Annotated in this window: 17 protein-coding genes; 2 read left to right on the top strand and 15 right to left on the bottom strand. The window is 74.0% G+C overall.

Translation table 11 applies throughout. The features are described 5' to 3' along the window. Positions 1-179 precede the first annotated feature (179 nt). From DSM112329_RS09320 to DSM112329_RS09285, 8 genes are all read right to left on the bottom strand, one after another. Positions 180-2,741 (bottom strand): Coagulation factor 5/8 type domain-containing protein, encoded by a 2,562-nt coding sequence (locus tag DSM112329_RS09320; protein WP_354701543.1) that lies wholly within the window; start codon positions 2,739-2,741, stop codon positions 180-182. Between the two features lie 48 nt (positions 2,742-2,789). After that, entirely contained in the window at positions 2,790-4,838 is a 2,049-nt protein-coding gene (locus DSM112329_RS09315) for a galactose oxidase early set domain-containing protein (RefSeq protein ID WP_354701542.1), read from the bottom strand. A gap of 111 nt (positions 4,839-4,949) precedes the next feature. Beyond that, complete coding sequence (locus DSM112329_RS09310) at positions 4,950-5,330, bottom strand: plastocyanin/azurin family copper-binding protein (protein WP_354701541.1); 381 nt, start codon at positions 5,328-5,330, stop codon at positions 4,950-4,952. Between the two features lie 22 nt (positions 5,331-5,352). Further along, a complete protein-coding gene (locus DSM112329_RS09305) occupies positions 5,353-6,120 on the bottom strand; it encodes a ferritin-like domain-containing protein (RefSeq protein WP_354701540.1) in 768 nt (255 codons plus the stop codon). A gap of 66 nt (positions 6,121-6,186) precedes the next feature. Beyond that, entirely contained in the window at positions 6,187-6,558 is a 372-nt protein-coding gene (locus DSM112329_RS09300; RefSeq protein ID WP_354701539.1) for an STAS domain-containing protein, read from the bottom strand. A gap of 60 nt (positions 6,559-6,618) precedes the next feature. Beyond that, complete coding sequence (locus tag DSM112329_RS09295; protein ID WP_354701538.1) at positions 6,619-6,909, bottom strand: metal-sensitive transcriptional regulator; 291 nt, start codon at positions 6,907-6,909, stop codon at positions 6,619-6,621. 39 nt (positions 6,910-6,948) lie between these two features. Then, complete coding sequence (locus DSM112329_RS09290) at positions 6,949-7,848, bottom strand: alpha/beta fold hydrolase (protein WP_354701537.1); 900 nt, start codon at positions 7,846-7,848, stop codon at positions 6,949-6,951. After that, positions 7,836-8,591, bottom strand: coding sequence for an alpha/beta hydrolase (locus DSM112329_RS09285; RefSeq protein WP_354701536.1), 756 nt, complete (start codon positions 8,589-8,591; stop codon positions 7,836-7,838). Before DSM112329_RS09285 ends, DSM112329_RS09290 begins: the two co-directional genes overlap by 13 nt. Positions 8,592-8,690: 99 nt before the next feature. Between DSM112329_RS09285 and DSM112329_RS09280 the strand changes: the two genes are divergently transcribed. Together DSM112329_RS09280 and DSM112329_RS09275 are read left to right on the top strand one after the other, a co-directional pair. Next, the gene (locus tag DSM112329_RS09280; RefSeq protein WP_354701535.1) at positions 8,691-10,010 is read left to right on the top strand and encodes a D-arabinono-1,4-lactone oxidase; all 1,320 of its coding nucleotides are present in this window, start codon (positions 8,691-8,693) and stop codon (positions 10,008-10,010) included. Further along, a complete protein-coding gene (locus DSM112329_RS09275) occupies positions 10,007-11,218 on the top strand; it encodes an amino acid deaminase/aldolase (RefSeq protein ID WP_354701534.1) in 1,212 nt (403 codons plus the stop codon). Before DSM112329_RS09280 ends, DSM112329_RS09275 begins: the two co-directional genes overlap by 4 nt. 502 nt (positions 11,219-11,720) lie before the next feature. On the opposite strand, the gene DSM112329_RS09270 is transcribed toward DSM112329_RS09275, so the two are convergent. The 7 genes from DSM112329_RS09270 to DSM112329_RS09240 all read right to left on the bottom strand — a co-directional run bounded on the left by DSM112329_RS09270 (position 11,721) and on the right by DSM112329_RS09240 (position 23,383). Continuing rightward, complete coding sequence (locus tag DSM112329_RS09270) at positions 11,721-12,242, bottom strand: ACT domain-containing protein (RefSeq protein ID WP_354701533.1); 522 nt, start codon at positions 12,240-12,242, stop codon at positions 11,721-11,723. Positions 12,243-12,297: 55 nt separating this feature from the next. Next, the gene (locus tag DSM112329_RS09265) at positions 12,298-12,996 is read right to left on the bottom strand and encodes an SRPBCC family protein (protein WP_354701532.1); all 699 of its coding nucleotides are present in this window, start codon (positions 12,994-12,996) and stop codon (positions 12,298-12,300) included. A gap of 69 nt (positions 12,997-13,065) precedes the next feature. Next, positions 13,066-16,737 carry a hypothetical protein gene (locus tag DSM112329_RS09260; RefSeq protein WP_354701531.1) on the bottom strand — a complete coding sequence of 1,224 codons (3,672 nt, stop codon included), beginning with the start codon at positions 16,735-16,737 and terminating at the stop codon, positions 13,066-13,068. 132 nt (positions 16,738-16,869) lie between these two features. After that, positions 16,870-17,649, bottom strand: a complete 780-nt coding sequence (locus tag DSM112329_RS09255) for an ATP-binding protein (RefSeq protein WP_354701530.1) — start codon at positions 17,647-17,649, stop codon at positions 16,870-16,872. 93 nt (positions 17,650-17,742) lie between these two features. Continuing rightward, positions 17,743-19,359: a serine protease gene (locus DSM112329_RS09250; RefSeq protein ID WP_354701529.1), complete on the bottom strand. Its 1,617-nt coding sequence runs from the start codon at positions 19,357-19,359 to the stop codon at positions 17,743-17,745. Between the two features lie 134 nt (positions 19,360-19,493). Continuing rightward, on the bottom strand, positions 19,494-20,975 hold the full coding sequence (locus DSM112329_RS09245; RefSeq protein ID WP_354701528.1) for a metallophosphoesterase: 1,482 nt from the start codon (positions 20,973-20,975) through the stop codon (positions 19,494-19,496). A gap of 92 nt (positions 20,976-21,067) precedes the next feature. Then, positions 21,068-23,383 carry an FdhF/YdeP family oxidoreductase gene (locus DSM112329_RS09240; protein WP_354701527.1) on the bottom strand — a complete coding sequence of 772 codons (2,316 nt, stop codon included), beginning with the start codon at positions 23,381-23,383 and terminating at the stop codon, positions 21,068-21,070. Positions 23,384-23,409: the final 26 nt, after the last annotated feature.

Here is a 23,409-nt window from a genome sequence, read left to right as displayed (position 1 = left end):
CGACCTGCCGTCACCCGCAGCCACCACCCTCCTCCACACTCGATGTGCCACCAGGTACCGATGTGGCGCGTAGTGGCACATCGAGCCCGCGTGGTTCCGGGGGCTGCCGTGGCGGGACAACGCGGCCGATGTGCCACCAGGTACCGATGTGGCGCCTGGTGGCACATCGAGCGAGGCCGCTACTGCATCAGGCCCAGCTTGCACACCAGGCCGAAGGCCGGCGCGGCCGGATCGTCTGCGTCGAAGTCGATCAGTGCCCGGGACCGCTCCGCGCTGACCGACGGGACCCGCATCCGCGCCGCGGCCACCGCGGGCTCGGGCGGGGCGACGGGGTAGGTCGCCGGGATGCGGGCGAACGCCGCGCGCAGGGCGCGCCGATCAGCCGCAAGGGACGGTGACGCGACCGCGACCACGCGCACGCGGCCGCCCCGCGAGCGGTAGGCCCACGTCGTCCGGCCGACCCGCCGCACCACCACGCCGCCGCCGACCGCGCGGGCGCCGCTCCGCCGCCGCAGCGCCGCGGACCGCGTCCCCACCCTGACCCCGCCCGCAGCGTGCCCCGGCGCGGTCGACGCGACCAGCTCGACGCGCTCGTGTCGCGTTCCGAAGACGGCCGCGATCCGAGTGCGGGCGGACGCCGTCCCCCGTACGCACCAGGTCCACGCCCGCGACCGCGTGCCCGGCTGGCCGGCCCCGCGCAGCAGGCGGTCGGGGGACGCACCCAGGCGCACCTGGCCGAGGCCGGCGGCCGTGATGGACTGCCGCGGCTCCCGGCACCTCAGTGCGCCGATGCCGCTCGTGCGCTCCCACATCTGCAGGTACGCCTCCGAGCCGCGCAGCAGGTCCTTCGCCAGCTGTGGCCCGCCGAGCTTGCGGACCTCCTCCACCCAGTCGGCGTAGAGGCCGTACTGCGCGACGCCCTCCTGCGCGTAGTCGAACGTCCGCGTGCCGGTCCTCTGCCGTTCGAAGGTGACGCGGCCGTCGAGCGACTTGAACGGGTAGGTCACCTTCGCCGGCGAGTCCGCGGGCACCGGCGCGCCCTGGGTCGCCAGACCGCCGAGGTCCGCGCCGAAGCCCCACCCGAAGTAGTACGGGGTGTCCTTGGGCCGGTACTCCTTCCAGCGCTCGACGAACCGCGTGGCCCCGGCGGCCTGCGGAAACGCCATCCCGCCGAGCCGCGTGATCCGCGGCCAGTTGTCCGGGTCCATCCACGAGTGCGGGCTGATGACACCCGAGTAGCGGCGCGCTTCGGCGAGCGTGAGGGTCGCGTCGACCGCCGCCTGCGACATGTGATCGGGGTTGACGATCCAGCCCCGCTCCATCAGCCGGCGCACGGCGTGGGTCCCGAGGTCCGTCAGTCCGCGCGTGTTGCAGTGCGGGCCCGGCGGATAGAGCGGCGTCGTCCCGCCGGGCAGCCCGACCTGCTGCAGCGCCTCGGGCACGGGCCCGGCCTCGCCCGGGATCGTGTTGTCGGTGAGCGTGCCGCCGGAGCACGTCTTCGCGTCCCACCACGATCCTGCGCTGAGGCGGTTGCCGAGGTTGACGATCAGGCCCGAGGTGCCCTCGTCGAACCGCGTCCCGGCCAGCGGGTTGTCGTACTTGCCGACGAGCAACGACGAGCGGACCCCCAGGCGGTGCAGCTCCGCGATGTCGCGGTCTACGTCGGCGGCGTCGCAGGTGGACGTCTCCCAGCCGCGGCACCCGAACGGCTCGGACAGCTCCATCTCCAGGACGACGGCCATCTTGCCCGCGTTGATCACGCGGCGGGCCTCGAACGGGTCGGTGACGATCCGGAACCAGCCCTTCCCCGGGCCGCCGCTCTGCGCGTCGACGTAGTCCTCGAGGGCGCGGATCGACGCGACGGACCGCCGGACGGTCTCCATCTCGTCGCACGGTGCGCTGCGGTTCGTCTGCAGCTCGCAGAGGACGCGGTTCTCGTTGACGCCCATCACCATCAGGCGCATGCCGGACAGCCACACGCGCTCCACCCACTTGTAATAGGTGCCCTCGTAGGTGAGGTTCTCGCGCGACCAGGAGTCGAGCGACGGCCAGCCCGCGGTGCTGTGCGGCGCCACGGGGCTGCCGTACGACAGGAGGTTCTGCAGCGGCGCGGCCGCGCCCTGCGGCCCCTCGATGCCCGCGCAGTCTGGCAGTGCGCTCGGGATGCCGTACGGGTGGTACGGCGCACCGCAGTGGAAGCGGCCGCCGAAGTACAGGTACGTCATCCAGTGCATGTGCCCGTCGACGAAGCCGCGCGTCTCCCCGTACGGCGTGGCGCCGGACGCCGGGGTCCCGGTGGCGTTCAGCTGCGCCTCCGGGTACTCCGGGCAGCCCGTCGCTGCGGCGGCGCGAATCGCCGGGGCGGCGCTCGCCGCCGTGGTCCGCCCGCCCGCCGCGAGCGCGCGACGACGGTCCGACGACGGGGTCAGGACGTAGCCGCCGCTCGCCGCGTCCGCCACCTGCCAGTCGCCGGCCGGACCGGGCGCCGCAACGGCGGCTACGGCGTCGCCTGCCCCGGCGCTGAGGAACCGACGGTCCTGCGTATACAGCAGGTAGCTGCCGAGGCGGGTCGCCTGCAGCCGCAGCGGGCCGGCGACTGCGGCCCCGCCCGCGTCGGTCAGCGTCCAGCAGCCGCCGGCGAGGGCGTAGCGGTCGGCGGGGGCCGGCGATGCCGCCATCGCCGCGCCGGGACCGGCGAGGACGGCGACGACGACACCCAGAAAGCCGGTGCGGGACCACATCGCGCGATACTCGCACGCGACGCGGCCCCGCGTGACCGGCCTAGGTCATCACCCGACCATGACCTGCTTGGCGACGGACGGCACCGGGCCCTGCGACGAGGTCCGGTTGACGAACAGCATGTACGGCCCGGGCGGGGCCACGTTCCCCGACGGCACGCCGGCCAGCTTCACGCGGCGTCCCTTGTGGGAGATGACGCGCAGCTGCACCGAGCGCTGGTCGGCGTCGACGATGTGCGTGATCGCCGAGTTGCGGACCAGGCTGACGGTGTCGACCGTCGCCGCCTGCTTCGCCGTCTTCATGGTCACGACCATGCTCTTGCCGTAGCCGACCTTGGCGGGGGCCTTGCTGATGACGGGGCGCGCGCCGCGGAACAGGTACGGCGGCTTGAAGACCTCGAACGACGGGTCGCGGCCGTCGTGCGGGGCGAAGCCGCCGGGCAGCGTCGTGTTGTTCAGGTACGCGGTGGAGATGGTCGCGTGACCGCCGACCAGGACCTCGCCGCTCGGCAGCAGGACCGCGCTGTTGTGGTACGTGCGCGGGTTGTGCGCGGTCGCGATCGGCTTCCAGGTCTTGCGGACCGGATCGAACAGCTCGGCCTGCTGCACCGGGAACTCGGTGCCGGGACCGACGACCTCGTCCTTGTCCCCGCCGCTGAAGACGACGACCTCACCGGTGGGGAGCACGATGTTCTGCCCGAACCAGCGGACCTGGTTCAGCGACCCGGTCTTCTGCTGGGTCACGCGCTCGCCGCCGCCCGCGGTGTCGACCGTGGTGATCGACGACTGGTCGGTGGCGAAGTAGCTCCCGGGTGACGGCAGCAGGACGCCGCCGGCCGTGAGGAAGCTGGCCTTGGTGTAGGAGCCGTCGGCGTCGGGCTTGAGCGGTAGCAGCGTGCTGGAGGTCGAGCCGCGGAACCCGGGCGCGAGCGTCTTGGTGTTCGCGAGCGCGAGCTTCTTCCAGGTCGCGGTCTTCGGATCGAACGTCGCGACCTCGTTCCAGTTCGTCTCCCCCACCGACTGCCCGAACGGGTTGAACGCCTGGCCGGCGGCGTTGTAGAACATCCGGCCGTTCGGCAGCAGGTGCATGCGCGGGTACAGCGGCAGGTCGAAGTCCGCAGTCTTCGGGAACGTCTTCCACTTCTCCGTAGCGGGATCGAACTGCTCGACCTGCTTGACGTTGGTCAGCGAGTCCTGCGGCTCGTCGAGGTAGACCGGCTTCAGCAGCTTGCCGACGCCGCTGAAGTTGATGTACTTGCCGTCGCCCGTCTCGACGAGCGTCGGGTACCAGCGGCGGTAGGCGCTGTCGCCGGTCTGCGTGAAGGCGTTCGTCTTGGGGTCGTAGATGCGCGTCGCCTTCAGGCCCGTCAGCTCGACCGCGCCGAAGGGGATGCCGTCGATGCCGGGGTCGAGGGAGTAGTCCGTACCGCCCTGGACGAGCAGGCGCCCGTCGGGCAGGAAGGCCTGGTGGCTGCCGAACAGCGCGCCGTCGTTGTACTTCTCCGTGGTCTGCAGCCCCGGGATGAGCGGGCGTCCGGGGTTGCCGTCCGGGTTGGCGCCGCCGTCGAACGGCTTCGGCTCGGTCCACACGGGCTTGCCGCTCTCGGCTCCGCTCAGCAGCCGGGCGCTGTCGTTGGTGAACGTCGCGCCGCCCTCGGCGACGATCGAGAAGGTGTTGTTCTCGGTCCCCTCCAGCGCATCCCAGAAGAGGACCTTCCCGTTCGGGAGGTTGACGAGCGTGCCGGCGGCGGGCTTGCAGACCTGGGCGACGGGCCCCTTCGCGCCGCCGTTCGGCGTCGCGGCCTTCACGCACTTCGCAGCGGTCGTCTGGCCGTTGACGGTCGGCTCCGCGAACGGCAGTCCGAACTCGCCGTTGGTCGACGGGCCGCCCGTGGTCGGCCGCGACTGCGGCGCCAGCAGCTTGATGACGTTGTCGGCCAGGACAGACCGCGTCGCGGTGGCGAGCGGGTGCAGCTGGACCGGCGGACGCGTCGCGAGGATGCGGTCGGCATCCGACGCCGACGCTGACCCGGCAGACCCGGCAGCCGCACCGACCGACGACGCCGCGGCGACCGCGGCGAGCGTGCGGAACTTGGACATGTGACCCCTCCCAGGACCCGTGCGGCCGGTTGGCCGCAACGAGCGCCTACCCCGTCTTGACAGGGTGTCAACCAGGTGTTGGCGCGGCGCCGGTCGCGAACTCCGGCGGACCTACTTGACGACGACGCGGCCGTCCATCCCGGGGTGCAGCGTGCAGGTGTAGCGGTAGTTCCCCTTCTTGGTGAACCGGACGGTGTGGGTCCCCTTGGTCTTGGCGGGCGCACCGGCGAACCGGGGCTTGCCGACCGAGTGGATGTTGTGGCTCACGAACTGGCCGTCCTGCCAGGTCCATGTCACGCGCTGTCCGACCTTGATCGTCACCACCGCGCGCTTGAACGCGATGTTCTTGAGCGTGACCTTGGCGGCGGCCGTCGGGGTCGACGCCGCGCCGGCGTGGGTCGTGCTGACCAGGGCAGCGCCGACCGTGACGGTGGCGACGGCCCGGAGAACGACCACGGGCCGCCAGATGGCGGCCCGTGAACGCAGGAGCATCAGCGGAGCTCCGGACTTCGGACTACGGCTGCAGCGGGCCGTCGTTCAGCTTCAGACCGCTGACTTCCTTGATGACGCTCTGGAACGAGCGCGCCTTGTTGAACGCGTTCGGGACCGGGTTGCGGTTCGGCTCGATGCCCTTGAACTTCAGGATCGACGCCGTGTACGCGGCGTGCTCCGCCTCGACCGAGTGGATCGAGAGCGCGGCCTTGACGATCGCGAGGTTCTGGACGTACGGGCCCGCACCGGCGTAGGCGGCGGTGCCGACCGGCTCGATGGCCGCGGCCGTCTTGATGAACGTCTCCTGGTCGACGAGCAGCGCCTCGACGTTCGCCATGTTGAACTTCGGCGTCTTGACCGCGGCGGAGCCGAGGACCTTCTTGAGGGCGTCGACGTGCGCCTGCTCGTGCTCGGCCAGCACCTTGGCGGCCTGCGCGATGTCCGGATCCGCGTACTTCTTGGAGTCGGCGATCGCGTAGAACGCGGCCTCGAGGTACTCGAGCGTGAGGGCGTAGTTGCCGATCTTCACGTCGTTGGCGTTGACCTTGCCGCGACGGATGCTCTTGCTGGCGAGGGTCGAGAACTGACCCTTCTGCGACTTGGACGCAGCAGCGAACGCGTCGAGCGGCGACAGCAGCGCGCTGGCACCGAAGATGCCGACGCCGGTGATGCTGGCGTTGCGCAGCAGGTTCCGACGGGTGCTGCCGTCGGGGTCGTAAGCGCCGGCGTCGTCCGCCATCTGGCGGAGGTCACCTGACGTGTCGATTTGATCGAGATCAATGTGTGTCATGTGAGACGGTTGCGTGCCCGGCCCCCACCTGGATCAGTCAACCGACCGGAGTTGGCGTAAGACTGCTTACAGTCCAGCGTCGACGAACGGCAAGATGTCGTCGAGCCCCGACAGTTCGAACGCCCGTTGCGTCGCCGGCCCACCCGGCGAGATCGCGACCACCTTGGCCCGCGCCTGCGCGAGCTGGTGCAGGCGGATCAGCTCCCGCAGGCCGCTGGAGTCGACGAAGGCGAGCGCACCGAGATCGACGAAGATCGCCGGCGCAGGCCCGCTGAGAGCAGCATCGAAGGCCTCGCGGGCCTGCGGCGCCGTCGCGATGTCGAGCTCCCCGTGCAGGGAGATCGCGACCGTGTCGTCGACGACCGCCACCAGCACGGTGAACTCGCCCGGCAGCGCCGCGGCGTGATCGCCCCCCGTGAGATCGACCGGATCGCGCACCGTGAAGCCGAACCTAGCCCGCCGGGCGGTCCTGGCGCAAACGGACTCGACCGCTTGCCCCTACCCGCGGCGCATCAGTCGTGCCACCGCGGCCATCAACTCGTCGGTGCGGTCCTCCTGCTTGCCCTCGGGCGCGTGCAGGACGCAGTGCCGGGCGTGTTCGTCCATGAGTCCCAGCGCCACCTTGTCCAGGGCGGCCTGCACGGCACTGATCTGTGTGAGGACATCGATGCAGTAGCGGTCGTCCTCGACCATCTTCTGGATCCCGCGGACCTGCCCCTCGACCCGGCGCAGGCGCTTGCCGAGCTGGTCCTTCGACGCGCTGTACCCCGGGGTCTCGGCCGCTGCCATCCGGCCAGGCTAGCAATACCCCCACGGGGTGTCCGAGGGTCAGGGGTCGGTCGCGTCCCGCCCTGGGCCCGGGCCGGCGAGCGCCGCCGCGAGCGGGCTGAGGATGTCGAGCAGCCGCCGGCGGAAGAAGAAGTGGCCGTCCGCCGGCGCGAGCGTCAGCCGGTGTCGCGGCAGGCCGGCGGCAAGGTGCACCGCGTGCACCGGCGGGACGAGGCGATCACCGGTGCCGTGCCAGAGCTGGACCTCAGCGCGGACGTCCGCGAGCGCGAATCCCCACGGTCGGGTCGAGAGCACGTAGTCGTCCATCAGGCCGCCCACCCCCGTGGCGGTCGCGGCCAGGAAGCCATCGACCGCGGCGACCGCCCGCGGCGGGTCGTCGAGCAGCTCGCGGTCACCGGCGTCCGCCCCCAGCGTCATCGCTCGCAGCAGCAGTCGCGGGTGGCGGCGGACCAGCCCGGCCGCCACGTTGCCGACCGCCGTCGTGACCCCCGGCGCGGCCGCGATCGTGGCGAGCGCCACCCGCGCGCCCGGCGCGGTCCCGGGCGCCGCCCACGGCCGGAACGCGGGCGAGGGCGAGCTGACGGTGGCGACCGCCGCCACGCGGTCCGGGATCGCGTGCGCGCAGGCGATCGCGTAGGGGCCGCCCGCGGACACCCCGACGACCGCGACGCGCGCCAGGCCGAGCACCTCCGCCAGCCCCGCCAGGTCGTGCGCGAAGCCGACGAGCGATCGCCCGGGCGACGGGTCCGACCCGCCGAACCCCGGGCGGCTGACCATCAGATAGCGCAGCCCGAGCGCCTGGATCGCGGCGGCAAGCTCGGGGCTCGGCCGCAGGGGCGACCCGATGGCGCCGTGCAGGACGAGCACGGGCCGCCCGTCGTCCGGGCCTGCCTGGGCGTAGGACAGGCGCCGGCCGCCGGCCAGCGTCACGACGGGCACGGCAGCAGCTCCGCGAGCGCCTGCGCGAACCGGTCGGGGCGCTCGACCATCGCGATGTGTCCCGTGGCGGGGATCGTCTGCAGCCGGACGCCGGGGCGCGCGGCCGCGATCGCCGCGGCCACGGTGGGCGGGACGACCCGGTCGGCCGCGCCCCAGATCAGCCCCGGCGGTGCGGCGAGGCGGCCGAGTGCGGGGCGCAGGTCCGCTCCGGCGACCGTCGCGAACGCCGCGGCCGTCCGGGTGGCGTCGCGCGAGGCGGCGAACATGGTCCGTGCCTGGGCTGCGCTGATCCGCGCCGGATCGGCCACGCCACCGGTGAGCAGCAGGCGCCGGGCGGCCGCGTGGTGGGCGAGCGGTGCGGCGGCCCGGCGCACGCGGATGCCGGCGGCAGCGACCGGCGCCGCCCCGCGGCAGAGCAGCGTCGGCAGCGCGCGGAAGCCCGCGGGCGCCGCGAGCACCAGCGCCGCGACCCGGTGCGGGTGGCGGTCGGCCAGCGTGACCGCCACCGCACCGCCCATGGAATGGCCGACGAGGTCCACGGGACCGTCCGTCCGCAGGGCGATCTGCGCGGCGAGGCGGTCGGCGACGTCCGCCAGCACGAACCCCGGACCGGCCGCCGGGCTGGTCCCGAACCCCGGGACGTCGAGCGCGATGACCTCACGGCCCGGGGGCAGCAACGGCAGCAGCCACGACCAGATGACCTGCGTGGTCGCCAGCCCGTGGAGGAAGACCAGCGGCGGCATCCCGTCGTTTGTACCGCGGAGGAGCCATCGGCGCCCGCGGGTCTACGGAACCTTCACAGGGCGCGCGGGCGGGCGGCGGCTGGCAAGCTTGGCCAGGAGATGACGGAGCGGTGGAAGAACTGGGCGGGCGATCAGCGCTGCGCCCCGGCGCGGATCGTGCGGCCGGGCAGCGAGGACGAGCTCGCGGAGGTGGTCGCACGGGCGGCCGCCGACGGCCTGCCGGTCCGGGCGGCGGGCGCCGGCCACTCGTTCACCGACATCGCCTGCACCGACGGCGTCCTGGTCGACACCAGCGGCATGCAGCGGATGCTGGACGCCGACCCGGCGACCGGCCTGGTCACCGTCGAGGCCGGCGTGCGGCTGCGCGTGCTCGGGGAGCAGCTCGCCCGGCACGGGCTCGCGCTCGAGAACCAGGGCGACATCGACGCCCAGGCGCTGGCCGGCGCCCTCGCGACCGCGACGCACGGCACCGGAGCGGCGTTCGGCAACCTGTCCACGCGGGTCGTCGGGATGCGCCTGGTCCTGGCGTCCGGCGACGTGGTCGACGTCGACGGGCGGTCGGACCCGGAGGCGCTGCTCGCGGCGCGCGTCTCGGTCGGCGCGCTCGGGATCGCGTCGACGGTGACGCTGCAGACCGTGCCGCTCTACACGCTGCACCGCCACGACCGGCCGCTGCCGCTCGACGCCACGCTCGACGCACTCGACGCGCACGTCGACGGCGATGACCACTTCGAGTTCTTCCTGTTCCCGTACACGCGCACCGCCGCCGCCCGGTCGACCCGGCGCAGCACCGAGACCCCCGTCCCGACCCCCGTGTGGCGCCGTCGGGTGCAGGAGGACCTGGTCGAGAACGCCGCCCTCGAGCTCGTGTGCCGCAGCGGGCGCCGGTTCCGCAGCCAGGTCCCGCGGCTGAATCGGCTGATGGCGCGTACGTTCGCCGAGCACCGGGTGCAGGACCACGCTTACAAGGTCTACGCGACGACGCGCGCCGTGCGGTTCACGGAGATGGAGTACGCCATCCCGCGCCCCCACGCCCGCGAGGCGCTCGAGCGCAGCCTCGACCTGATCGAGCGCCGGGGGCTGCCGATCCTGTTCCCCTTCGAGGTGCGCTTCGCCGCCGCCGACGACGCGTTCCTGTCGACCGCCCACGCGCGGGACTCCTGCTACATCGCGGTGCACCAGTACACCGGGATGGAGTACGAGTCGTGCTTCCGCGGGGTCGAGGCGATCATGGACGAGTACGGCGGCCGGCCGCACTGGGGCAAGCGCCATTACCAGTCGGCGGCGACGCTCCGCGAGCGGTACCCCGAGTGGGCCCGCTTCCAGGCGGTCCGCCGCCGCCTCGATCCGGACGGGGTGTTCACCAACGACTACGTGCGGCGGGTTCTCGGCCCGGTGGACGGCGGCGGCGCGGCATGACCCTGGCCCCGCCCGCCCGCCTGGCCCGCTATGGCGCTGCATTCGCCGACCTCGACGCGCCGTTCGCGTTCGTCGACCTCGACGCGCTGTGGGTCAACGCGGACCGGATGCTCGCCCGCAGCGCGGGCAAGCCGATCCGGCTGGCGTCGAAGTCGCTGCGCTGCCGGGCGGTCGCCGCGCTGATCCTCGAACGGGATGTGGGCTTCCGCGGGCAGCTGACCTTCACCCTGCCCGAGGCGTTGTGGCTCGCGGAGCAGGGGCTGCGGGACCTCGTCGTCGCCTACCCCTCGGCCGACCGCGGCGCGCTGCGCGACCTGGCGCGGCTGACGGCAGCGGACCCGGCGGGCGCGCCGGTGCTGATGGTCGACTGCGTCGAGCACCTCGACCTGATCGCAGCCGCGGTCGGCCCTGTTCAGGCGCCGCTGCGGCTCTGCCTGGACTTCGACGCGGCCTACTGGCTCGGCGGCGGCCGCGTGCGGATCGGCGCCAAGCGCACGCCCGTCCGGACCCCGGAGCAGGCCGTCGCCCTGGCCCGCGAGATCGCTGCCAGGCCCGGAGTGACGCTCGTCGGGCTCATGTCCTACGAGGGGCACATCGCGGGCGTCGGGGACCGGATCCCCGGCAGTCCGCTGAAGAGCCGGGCCATCGCGCGGATGCAGGGGGCGTCGTATCGCGAGCTGCGGGCGCGGCGGGCAGCGGCGATCGCGGCGGTCGGTGCGGTCGCCGACCTCGAGTTCGTCAACGCCGGCGGCACGGGCGACCTCGAGCGCGTGGCGGCGGAGTCCGCGATCACCGAGGCGACGGCCGGCTCGGGCTTCTACGCCCCGCACCTGTTCGACAACTACGCCGCTTTCGCGCTGGAGCCGGCGGCGATGTTCGCGCTGCCCGTGGTCCGCCGGCCCGGGCCGGGTGTGGTGACTGCGCTCGGCGGCGGCTACCTCGCGTCCGGCGTCGCCGCCGCGGACCGCGCGCCGCGGCCCTATCTGCCGCCGGGCCTGGCGCTGGACCCGCAGGAGGGCGCGGGCGAGGTGCAGACGCCGCTGCACGGGCGGACGGCGGACGCGCTGCGCATCGGCGACAGCGTGTACTTCCGGCACTGCAAGGCCGGAGAGCTGTGCGAGCGCTTCGACCGGCTGTACCTGCTGGCCGGCGACCGCATCGTCGACGAGGTCCCGACCTACCGCGGTGAGGGCAGGACCTTCCTCTGACGCGATGGAGCATCGTGGCTCCGGCGTGAAGTGGGGGTGTGGTGCGGGGGTGGCGGGCGATCGACGCGCGGAGGGTCCGGCGGGCCTGACCCCCCGAATCCTCCGAGCGTCCAGCCCGGGCGCGCTGCGTGGAGGCTCCCGCGGGACTGACCCCCCGAATCCTCCGGGCGTGGCGGGCCGCCGCCGATGGCATTCCACCCGGCCGAGAGTCGTGCGATCCACCACTCCCCGCCGCATCGCGGTGAATGGCGGTCCGTAGGGCTGGGAGCCGTGCGATCCACCACCGGCCCCGCGAGGCCGGCCGCCTGCCCCACGCCCCGCACCGAGACACCGCAGCCTCCAGCGCCCCCCGCCGTCAACAGCCCGCAGTGCCCAAAGCCGCCACGACCACGCCGGTCCTCGGCGTCAGCGCCACCGACCCCCCGACCACCAAGCCCGCGGCGTCAGCGCCACCGACCGCAACAGCCCATTCCAGCGCAGAGCGCCAGCCCCGCGCCCCCGCTCAGACGTCGTCGCCGAAGGGGCGTTCCTGCCGGATCGAGTCCCCGTCGGTGAGCTCGAAGGCCAGGCGCAGGGCGCTCACGGCGGCCTCGACCTGGTCGACCGGGATCACGCAGGAGATCACGATCGGCGAGGTCGAGATCATCGCGATGTTGATGCCGGCGGTCCCGAGCGTCGAGAACACCTTCGCGGCGACCTCGGGATGGGACCGCAACCCCGCCCCCACGATCGAGACCTTGCCCATGTCCTCGTCCACCCGGGCCTGCAGGCCCATCTCGGTCTCGAGCTTGGCGACTGCCGCGCGCGCGGCCGGGAGCTGCGAGCGCGGGACGGACACCGACACCTGGGCGCGCTCGGCGGCCGAGGTCGGCTGGTTCTGCACGATCATGTCGAGGTTGACCTCGTGCTCGGCCAGGACGCCCATGATGCGGCCGACGACCCCGGGGTCGTGCGGCACGTCCGCGAGCGTGAAGCGGGCTTCCTCGACCGTGTAGGTCACGGCGGTGATGAACGGCTTCTCCATGGCCGCGCGGACCCTACTAAGGCCGCGCCCGGCTTGGCAGCGCCGGCGGCCGGCGTCAGTGTGCGCGGAGGGCCGCGGCCGCGCGGCGGACCGTCCGCCAGACCCGCGCCGGACGGGCACCCCGGGCACCCGCGCTCGCGACCGCCGACACGTCGTGGGCCAGCCGGCGGGGCGGCCGGCCGACGCGGCGGACGGCAGGCGCGATGGCGACGTCCACCAGCTGCGACGCGAGGCCGAGCGCGCGCTGCCAGCCCGGACGCGCACCGGCGACCGTCGGCCGCGGCCGAGCGGAAGGCCGCAGACCGGGCGCCGGTGCCCCGGGCTCGTCGGCGGCGAGCAGCGCGCTCAGGCCGGCGCCCGTGTCGGCAGCCAGGCCGCGGGCCTTGCGGCGCATGGCCACCTGCATCGCGCGCGGGGCACCGCTCACCCGCGCGTGCACCTGCAGCGACGTGCCGTCCGCGACGGGGTGCAGCCGGTAGGTGGAGACGAGCTTCACGCCGAGGCCCGCGTCCCCCTCGAGCGCGAGCATCGCGGGGGCCTCGTGGGCCGTCACGGTCCACGCCACGTCGTTGCTGCGCCCCATGAACCGGGTGCGCTGGACGAACTCGCGGCCGACGGCGAGATCCTCCGGCGGGCCGGCGGGCCACGACTCGTGGGTCGGGTGCCACAGGGGCAGGCGCTCCGGGTCGGTCAGCGCGGCGAACACCGGCGCGGGCGCGTACGGCAGCGCGATGGCGACATCGACGTCAGGCATCCCGCCAGCGTGGCGACCCGGCCGCCGCCCGTGTGTGGCCGATCGCACACGGGCGGCGGTCGGGGCGCGTCAGCGCTTGATGCGTGCCCCCGCGGACACCTTCCGCTGGACGGTGCCGCGGACGTTGGTCCGCGTCACCCCGGCGACCTCGACGGTCACCCGCTCGTCGGCGCGCACCCCGCTGAAGCGCGCGACCCGCGTGGTCGGGCCGACCAGCGACAGCAGCCGCGTGCCCTTGGCCCCCGTGAGCTTGACCAGCTGGCGCGCGGCCCCCAGCGACGCCCGGCGCCAGGTCACGGTCAGCGTCGTGCCCTTGCGGATGACCGCCAGTCCGCTGACCGCCGCCGGACCGGGCGGCCGGGGCGCGACGTAGCGTGCGACGACCTTGCGGTCGGTCGTGAGGCCGTCCTTCATGATCTCCGCGGTGATCGTCCGCGGGCCGCCGGGCAGCGCGCCGGCAGGCAGCCGCAGCGTGCCCGCCGGACGGGTGGCCGAGCCCAGGATGCGGGTGCCGAACGTCCCCGTCTCGACGAACCGCACCTGCTGACCCGCGGCCAGGTCGGCGACCCTGTAGGCCAGCGACCGCAGCCGTCCCGCCTTGCGGACCACGCCGGTCGGCCGCGCCACGCGGTACCCGTCCGACAGCTGGATGCTCTTCACGGCCGGCGACCCGGCGCGCGGCGTGACGGTCCAGGTCCCGGCCTTCGGAGCGCTCAGGACGAACAGGACCGCGTTCGCGTTGGGGATCGCGATCGACGTGCCGGCGGGCGTCTGCACGCCGCGCTGCTCCGCCGTGGCGCCGGTGAGCGTGGTGCCGCCGCTGACGAGGTCGACCGCCGGTAGCCCCTCCTCGCCGGTGACGAGGATCGTCTGGCTCGGCAGGCCCCCGGCGACGTTGACGTTCAGGTCCACGCCGGCGCCCACCTGGCGGGGCCGTGGCGGCGGGACGCGGAAGTCGCCGGTGTGACACGGGATGTGCGTGTGGGCGAGGACGATCCCGGCCCCCACGAACGGGACGGCGATCGGCGGCGTCGCCGCCAGCGTCGACACCGCGTCCTTCAGTCCCTCGAGGGTGAACTGCACGCCCATGCTGATCCCGCCGCCCTTCGTGGCGTTCGGCGGCACGATCGGCTGTCCGTCCGGGCCCTTCGGGATCGTGTCCCCGAGGTCGCCGAGCGAGGCGTTGCCGCAGATCGCCAGGCCCTTGGAGGAGACGGCCCCGGACAGGCCCGCCCCGACCAGGCAGCCGACACCGAAGTTGATGCACGCCTGCCCGTTGAAGCTCGCGGCCGCGTCCCCGGTCGTCCCGTCGACGAAGCCGTCGAACATGCCGTTCAGGGTCAGGACCGCGAAGTCCTGGCGGGTCTCCACCAGGAAGTCCGCGTAGCCGTCGGTCTGGTATCGCAGGCGGCCGGTCGCGATCTCGAAGTCGAGCAGCTTCACGCTGCCGTTGATCGCGAACTTCCCCGGCCCGTCGCGCGGGAAGTCGGCCGTGAGCTTGCCGTCGACGCGGACCGGCGACTTGCCGGCGATCGCCGCGCCGCCGCCGACCGAGCCCTCGACCTCGATGTGCAGCGGGTCGACCGTGAAGCCGCCGCCGGCGCGCAGCAGGTAGACGAACGGCCCGATGAGGATGGGCGGGTCCGGGTCGAACTTGATGGTCGCCCCGTTGAACTGGCCTGCCTTGAACTCGGTGTTCGCGGCGATCCGGCCGGCGCCGGCGATGGACAGGGCCCCGTCGCCCTTCCACAGCTCCTGCGCCGGGTTGTAGGACAGGTCGAAGTTCTCGAGCGTGGCCGCGCCGAGCGGCACCGGCCCGAGCTTCAGGCGCAGCGACGTCAGGCGCAGGCCGGTGGCGCGGTCGGCGACGAACTCGGTCGACGCGGACGCCCCGAAGAACGCGGGCGGCAGCTTCAGCGACATCGGGATGTGGACGCCGTCCTTTTCGAGGCGCACCTTGATGTTCGCCGCCGGGGAGAAGCCGAGGATGTTCGCCGCGTACTCCCCGATCGGGAAGTCGAACAGGACGGACCCCGGGCGCGCGGCTGACAGGTCGACGTTGAGCTTCCCGTGCCACAGTACGACGTCGCCGATGACGGGCGCGCGGACCAGGACCTTGACCTGGCCGACGACGTCGATCCGCAGCTTCGTGGGGTCGATGATCAGCGTCGAGCCGACGTCCGGGATGAACTTGAGGCCGAAGAGGTCGACCTCGCCGCGCGTGCTGACCTTCTTCGCGTCCGCCCCTGTGCCGTGGTAGAGGCACGTCAGGCCCTTGATGTCGAAGCTGCCGAAGTCGATCGTCTCGCACGACTTGCCGGTAGGCGTCCCGCCGCCCGGGATGTCCGCGATGCCGGGCAGGCCCGTCGGGACGCTCGTCCCGAAGCCCGTCGCGACGATCTCCCCCACCTGGTTGACCCCGCCGGTGCGGTTCATCACGGCGAAGCCCCCGCCGTCCCGCGCTGCGGCGAGCGCGATCTGACCCGCGTCGCGGCCCGCGAGCAGCGTCTGGGCGGGCCCGAAGATGCCCGCGGGGACGACGTCACTGCCGACCGGCAGGGCCGCCGGCTGCTTCTGGCGCAGCGCGGCGCGCGCGCCCGACGCCGGCGGCGCGGTCGTGTCGGAGACGCGCAGCCGCACGCCCGGCTTCGCCCCCTCCTTCTGCTGCCAGCTGGCGAGCAGCCGCCCCTGGTCATCCTGGGCGAGGCGTCCGTACTTCACGTCGTCCGAGGTGCTCACCGTCGTCGCCGCGCCGGCCGCCAGGCCGCCGGCCGCGTCCACCACCGGCCGGATCACGAGCGGTGGGCGTTGCCCGGCCGGGGCGGACGGCGCCTTGCTCAGCATGTAGACGCCCGCCGGACCGCCCGCGAGCGACGGCTCGTCACCCGGGACGGCAGCCGAGACCGACCAGTTCGCCGGGTCCGCCGCCGAGCCGGCGCCGTTCCAGCGGCGCAGGAAGATCTGGTTCTGGAGGTCGGCGAACGCGACCGTCGGGATGCCCTTCGTCACGGCCATCGTCGCGTGGTAGCCCTGCCCCGGGCCGGTCTCGAGGTTGCCGCCGGCGCCGCTGTACTCGCCCGACCGCAGGTCCTCGACGCAGGTGCCTGGGCACAGCGGGTCGTTCCCGAAGTTCAGGATGCTGACGCCGTCCCCCGTCCCGATCAGCCCGAGCTCGCCGAGCTGGTAGCGGCCGACGATCGACGGGTCGCTCCAGGTCTGCCCGCCGTCGCTGCTGACCCAGGCGACGACGGTGTCGCTGCTGGTCGTCCCGTCCGGCTTCGTGCTCCCGGTGGGGTAGCGGTGGCTGAGGACCACGAGCTGGTCCCCGATGCGGATGATCTTCGGGCCGAGGTCGTCGATGTTCAGCTCGGGCCCGTCGCCGGGGCCGTACTCCTTGTTCCAGAGCAGCTGGACGGGGGCGCCGTCGCAACTGGACGTGCCGCGCTTCAGGCGGCAGTAGACCGTGGCGTCGGCGTCCGCGCCGCGGCCCTCGGTCCAGATGATGTGGGCGGTCCCGGCCTCGTCGATGAGCGTGTCCGGGAAGACGCCGCCCGTCGACAGCGGGACGGCCGGCGGGGTCGGCGGTGGCTGCTGCTGGGGGGCGCGGGTCGGCGCGACGATCGTCGGCGGGTCCTTGTAGGTGGGGACCGCGGCGCCCGCGGTGCCCAGCGGCGACGCGAGGCCGGCGATGAGCGCCGGAAGCAGGGCCGCAGCCCCGCGTCGGCCGACTCTTCCGATCATGTCCCCCATGGTGCGCGACGTTACCGGGGGCCGACCGCCGCATCCACCACCCATCGGGCTGAAGTGGGGTATCCCTCGAGTCGACGGCCGGCCAGCGCGGGTGGCGGGCGCGGACGGCGGGGGGCGGGCGCCTCAGGCGGCGCGGCTGAACCGCAGGCGCACCTCGCACCCGCGGGCACGCTGTGGCGGGCCGACGAACGCGATCTCCGCCGCCTGCGTCTGCATGAGGGCGAGCCCCATGCCGAGCCCCGGCGAGTCCGGGCGCGGCAGCAGGCCCCGCCCGTCGTCCTCGATGGTGAAGACCACGTCGCCGTCGTCCAGCCGCCCCATCAGCCGCAGCGTGCCGGCCGCGGGCTCCTCGATGTAGGCGTGGAGGACGACATTCGTCACCGCCTCGGTGATCGCCAGCTCGACGGCGGGCACGTCCGGGTAGCCGACGGTCGCCGCGAACGCACCGGCCGCCCGGCGCGCGACGCGGACGTTCGCCGGCACCGCCTCGAGGTCGAGCACGAGGTCCGCGATGCTCCGGGATGGGTCGATCCCCAGGCTGTGGCGGGCGGGGCTGAGGTCGGCCAGCGTCGCCAGGTCGGCGATCAGGCCGTCCCGCAGCCGGGCGACGTAGACCGCGTCGAGGCTCACCCGGCCCGTGTCGTTCGCCACGTCGATCCGGGCGTGCAGGACGGCGACGTCGCCCAGGTCCTGCACCTGGTTGACCACGACCTCGCCCGCCGCCCAGCGGTAGGCGTCCTCCAGGTACGTCCGCATGCCCTCGCGCCCGCGGTAGGGCTCCGCACGGGTCGCCGTCAGCAGCGGGACGAAGACGATGTCGGGGTGCATGGTGGCCACGAACGCCTCGGCGTCCCGCTCGTTAAAAGCGGCGAACGCCTGCCGGAGTAGCGCATCGGCCCCCATCGTCGACACCGTACTCGGCGCGGGCCACGCCGAACTCGCCGCCGGACGCCCCTCCGGCCGCGGCGGGTCAGTTGGCGCGTGGCCGCGCGACGCTCACGGCAGGCGGCGTGACGCGGTCGCAGTGGTCCCCGGGACCTCGGACGACGTCCACGTCAGCCGGATCTGCGGGCGCTGCCGGCGCTGCCCCGGCGACAGCGCCAGGCGCACCGTCACCGCGCCGACCTTCTTGACCGTCACCGTGCGCGAGGTCAGCGTCCGCCCGTTGCGCACCGCGTACGCGCGGAGCCTCCCACGGCCGGGGACTCGGGCTGTAACGATGCCCCCGGCGCGCGTGGCCCACGTCTTGACCGCGGTCAGCCGCGGCGTGTCGTCGTCGGCGACGCGGACGCGGACCTGCCGCGCGGACGGCTGCAGCCCGCCGGTCGTGGTGAGCGTGAAGACGACGGTCCGCGGCGCCTGCCACGTCGAGTTCTGGGCGACGCGAAAGCGCAGCGTCGCCGTGCCGCCGGCCGCGACGGACGCCGACTTCGTGCCTGTCCCCCCGCTGCCCTTGGCGGTGAGCGTGCCGGCAGCGGCACGGCTGGTGGCGGTGAGGGCGACGACCCGGCCCTCGGTGGCGGCGTCCGGTGCCGTGATCGCGAGCGCCGGGTCGACCGGGGTGATGGCGAGCCGCTCGACGGCGCTGTCGCCCTCCGCCACGCTGGAGGCGCGGACGGACACGGTCTGCGCCGCGCGCGGGACGACCGTCCTGACCGCCGCGCCGGTGGCGTCGTCGAACGCGCCGTCGTTGTCGAGGTCCCAGTTGAACGTGGCGTCGCCCCAGCCGGTGGCGGCCGTGAGCGGCAGCGACGTCCCGGCCACGGGGGTGGTCGTCCCGGCGCTGATCGCGGGCCGGACCAGCACGCTGCGCAGCCACGCGGCGGTGGCGCCCTCGGTCAGGCGCTGGTAGACCGCGGGCGACCCGTCCCCGCAGGCATCCGAGCCGAAGTCGACCGTCCCGATCACGGTGGCGGCGGGGCCGGTGGCGTCGACGGCGAGCGGGCCGCCGGAGTCGCCGTTGCAGGAGTCCTGCCCCGGCACGCCGCCGGCGCAGATCATGCTGTCGGCGAGGAAGTCGCCGCCGTAGAACGCGCAGCGGCCGGCGTCGACGACGGTCTGCCCGACCTGCTGGAGTGTCGCGCTGACGCGGCCCGTCTGGGTGACGCCCCAGCCGAGGGTGACGGCAGGGACGCCCACCGGGGCGCTGCCCGCCCCGCCGACCGCGACCGGGGTCTGGGTCGCGGGCGCGGCCAGGTGCAGCAGCGCGGCGTCGCCGTTCGTGGACCCGCTGGAGTTCGCCGGGTTGATGCGGACCTGGTCGATGCCGGTGCCGGGGCTTCCGCTGTTCGGCTCGCTCAGCACGGGCTCGCCGATCCGCACGCGGACGGCCGACGGCGCTACCTGGCCACCGCCGAGCTCCGCCCGGACGCAGTGCGCGGCCGTCAGGATCCACCGGCTGCTGACGAGCTGGCCACCGCAGATGGAGCTGCCCCCGAGCCCGTCGGAGACCCAGACCTGCGCGAGCCACGAGGGCGTTGGAGCCGCGGACCCGCCGACCACGCGCGGTGTGGCGGCGGCCGCCGCGGCCTGGGGCAGTGCCGCAGCACCGCCGATGGCCAGCGCGGCGCTGCCGGTGAGCGTGAGGACGGCGGGCCTGAAGGGGGACGGCATATGGGCTTGAACGCATGACGGGCCCCGTCGTTGCCATGCACCGACCGGACTTAAGAAGAACTTCACGTCCGGCGAAGGCTATGCGCACCGCCGGCACCCGCCCCGGCACCGGCAGGGACGCGGCGCGGCGCGGGTCAGTCGGTGCGGCGGTTCGGCGGCGCGGACAGGATCCGGCCCCCGGCGTCGCGGACCGGGTCGGCCCGGGCGGGGTCCTCCTCCGGCGACTGCGCGTCGGGATCGCCCGTGCGCGCGGAGCCCTCGTCGAGGCGGACCCGACGCGCCGAGCCACCGCCGTCGCCCGGCGCGACGGTGACCAGGTCGGCCGCGAGCGGGGCGAACGGGCGTGTGTCGTAGGTGACGACGGCGAGGCCGATCGGCAGGTCGTCGGCGAGGTTGCCGGTCCCGCCGCCGCCGACCGTCCCGCCGTTGACGAGGGTGATCGACGAGCGGGAGTCGATCGCCTGCCGGTGGGTGTGCCCCTCGATCACGAGCAGCGGCGCCGCCGGTGGGTCGGCGCGCAGGCCGGCGAGCGCCGGCGCGGCGAGGGCCGGCTCGTGGACGACCACCACGTCGATCCGGCCGACCAGCGGATCGAGCCAGGCCTTGAACGCCGCCTGCTGACCAGCGGTGACAGCAGCTCCGCGATCGTCGTAGCCACTTGCCGCCCGCCGCAGGTTGGGGCTCTCGTACCCGGCGACGCGCAGGCCGCCGACGCGATTGACGACCGGGCCGCGGCGCCCGTCCGCGCGCAGCCGGCCCTCCCGGCCCAGGACCACGGCGCCGGCCCGGGCCAGCGCCCGCAGCGACGCGTCCGAGTCGTGGTTGCCGCCGAGCATCACGAACGGGCGGCCGGTGCGGACGACCGACCGGGTGACGCGGGTCTCGAGCGGCGTCCCGCTGTCGGACAGGTCGCCGGCGAAGATCACCGGGCCGCCTGCCGCCGCCCGCCGCAGCGCCGGGATCGCCAGGACGTTGTTGTGCAGGTCGGAGGCGACCGTCAGCCGCGGCAGCCCGCTCAGCGCGACGCGGCCGCCCGGGGCGGTGACGAGCCGGGCCAGGCCGAGCAGCTGCGCATCGAGCTCTTCGCTGAGCACGTCCGGCGACCGGGCGGCGGACTCGAGCGCCCGCAGCGCCACGGGGATGTCGGTGCCGCGCGCGTAGTAGCGCTGGTCCGGCAGCTCGCCACGCGGGGCCAGGAGCAGGCCGATCACCGCGACCCAGCCGATGGCGCCGACCACCACCCCCGCGCCGAGCACCCGCGCCCGGCGGCGGGCCGGCCGCAGCGCGGCGAGGACGAGCAGGCCGGCGCCGAGCGCGCCCGCCGCGGTCAGCAGCGCGAGCACGAGCAGGTAGGACGCCACCGCGTCCCGGGCCTCCCCGCGGACCTGCCGCGTGGCGTCCAGCCCGCCGCTGGCGACGTCGGCAGCGACCTCGCGGTCGACGGACTTCAGCTCGACCTTGAGCCGGGCCGGCGCGGACACGCCGCCGAACCGCACGCCCCAGTCCACCAGCGGCACGTAGACGTCGAGCGCCCCCTCGTGGAACGGGCTGACCGACAGCGAGATCGTCCCGGCGGAAAGCTCGCGATCGGCCGAGTAGGACCAGACGGCGAGCATCCCGCCGGTGAACGTCGCCGCGGCGACGACGAGGGCGAGCAGCGCCGCGCCGGCCAGCCGGCGGGCACGGTGGTGCCTGCGACGGGCCGGGGTCAGCTCGCCGGCTCCAACCGGACGATGACCGACTTCGACGTCGGCGTGCCCGACTCGAGGGCGACGCTGTCGAGGGGGACGAGCGTGTTCGTCTCCGGGTAGTACGCGGCCGCGCACCCGAGCGGCGTGTCGTAGGCGATCGCGCGGAAGTGCTCGGCGCGGCGGACGGTCCCGTCGGGGTCGGGTTCGCCGACGAGGTCGACGGTGTCGCCGTCCCGTAGGCCCTGGGCGGCGAGGTCCGCGGCGTTGACGAGCACGACGCGGCGCCCGGCCTTCACGCCGCGGTAACGGTCGTTCAGCCCGTAGATGGTCGTGTTGTACTGGTCGTGCGAGCGCAGCGTCTGCAGGACGAGCCGGCCCGCCGGGACGTGCAGCACCTCGAGCGGGTTGACCGTCAGCTGCGCGCGGCCGTTCGGGGTGGCGAAGCTGCGCGAGTCGCGCGGCGGGTGCGGCAGGACGAAGCCGGCGTCGCGACGCGCGTTGAAGTCCTCGAACCCGGCGATCGCCTCGGCGATCAGGTCGCGGATGCGGTCGTAGTCGGCCGCGAGCTCCAGCCAGCGCACGTTGCCGCGGTCGCCGACGACCCGGTCCGCGAGGCGGCAGACGATCGCGACCTCGCTCAGCAGCTCGTCCGAGGCCGGCGGCAGGGCGCCGCGCGAGGCGTGCACCGCGCTCATCGAGTCCTCGACGGTGACCACCTGCTCGCCGCCGGCCTGCACGTCGCGCTCGGTCCGCCCGAGCGTGGGCAGCAGCAGCGCGGCCCGGCCCGGGGTCACGTGCGAGCGGTTCGGCTTGGTGGCGACGTGGACCGTCAGCCGGCAGGAGCCCAGGGCGGCCGCGGTCGCGGCCGTGTCGGGCGCGGCGGAGAGGAAGTTGCCGCCCATCCCGAGGAAGACCTTGACCTTGCCGTCGCGCATCGCGCGGATCGCCCCGACGACGTCGACCCCGTGCTCGCGCGGCAGGTCGTAGCCGAGCGCCGCCTGCATCCGGTCCAGGAACGCCGCGGGCGGCTTCTCGTAGATGCCCATCGAGCGGTCGCCCTGGACGTTGGAATGCCCGCGGACCGGGCACAGCCCCGCCCCCGGCTTGCCGATCATGCCGCGCAACAGCAGCAGGTTGACGACCTCGCGGATGGTGGCCACCGAGTTGCGGTGCTGCGTGAGGCCCATCGCCCAGCAGATGACGGTGCGCTCGGAGGCGACGACGAGCTCGGTGAGCTCGTCGATCGCCGCACGGCTGAGCCCGGTCGCGGCCAGGACCGCGGCCTCGTCGAGGTCCGCGTGGGCCGCGCGGACGGCGGTCAGCCCGTCGCAGCTGGCGCTGAGGAACTCGTGGTCCACGGCGTCCCGCTCGAGCAGCCGCGCGTTCACCGCCGAGAACAGCGCGAGGTCCCCGTTGACGCGGATCGGCAGGTGCAGGTCGGCGAGCTTCGTCCCCGCCCCCACCATCCCGCGCACCTTCTGCGGGTTGTCGAACCGCGTCAGCCCCGCCTCGCGCAGGGGGTTGACGGCGACGACCTTGGCGCCCCGGCCCTTCGCGGCCTCCAGCGAGGAGAGCATCCGGGGGTGGTTCGTCCCCGGGTTCTGGCCGACCACGATCAGCAGGTCGGCAGCCTCGATGTCCTCGAGCGAGACGCTGCCCTTGCCGATCCCGATCGACTGCTCCAGCGCGACGCCACTGGACTCGTGGCACATGTTCGAGCAGTCCGGCAGGTTGTTGGTCCCGAGCGCGCGGACGAACGCCTGGTAGACGAACGCCGCCTCGTTGGAGGTGCGGCCACTCGTGTAGAAGGCGGCCTCATCGGGGCTGTCGAGGGCCTGCAGCTCGCCGGCGATGAGGTCGAACGCGCCGTCCCAGGAGATCGGCGCGTAGTGCGTGGCGCCCGGGGCGAGGTAGAGCGGATGCGTCAGGCGGCCGCGCTTGCCGAGCCAGAAGTCCGACTGCGCGGCGAGCTCGGCCACGCTGTACTGGGCGAAGAGGTCAGGGCCGGCGCGCAGCAGCGTCGCCTCCTCCGCGACGGCCTTCGCGCCGTTCTCGCAGAACTCCGCGTGGTGACGCTTGGCCGGGTCGGGCCACGCGCAGCCCATGCAGTCGAAGCCCGTGTCCTGGTTGATCATGCGCAGCGTCTTGACCGTGCGGCGGACGCCCATCTCGCGGACGCCGTGCCGTAGCGCGGAGACGACGGCGGGCAGGCCGGCGGCGTGCTCGGACGGGTGGCGCGTCGTCAGCCCCTCGTCCTCGTCGTAGCGATGGTCGTCCACCTCGTCGACGCTAGCCGGTCGACTGCCCCGAAGGCGCCGAAAGCCGTCCAGCATCGGACAGGTTGATGAAAAATGGTCTC

It is taken from the genome of Paraconexibacter sp. AEG42_29, assembly GCF_040581415.1.
GTDB lineage: Bacteria > Actinomycetota > Thermoleophilia > Solirubrobacterales > Solirubrobacteraceae > Paraconexibacter.
Note: the sequence above shows the minus strand (reverse complement) of the source record. Positions and strands in the feature narration are given on the sequence as shown.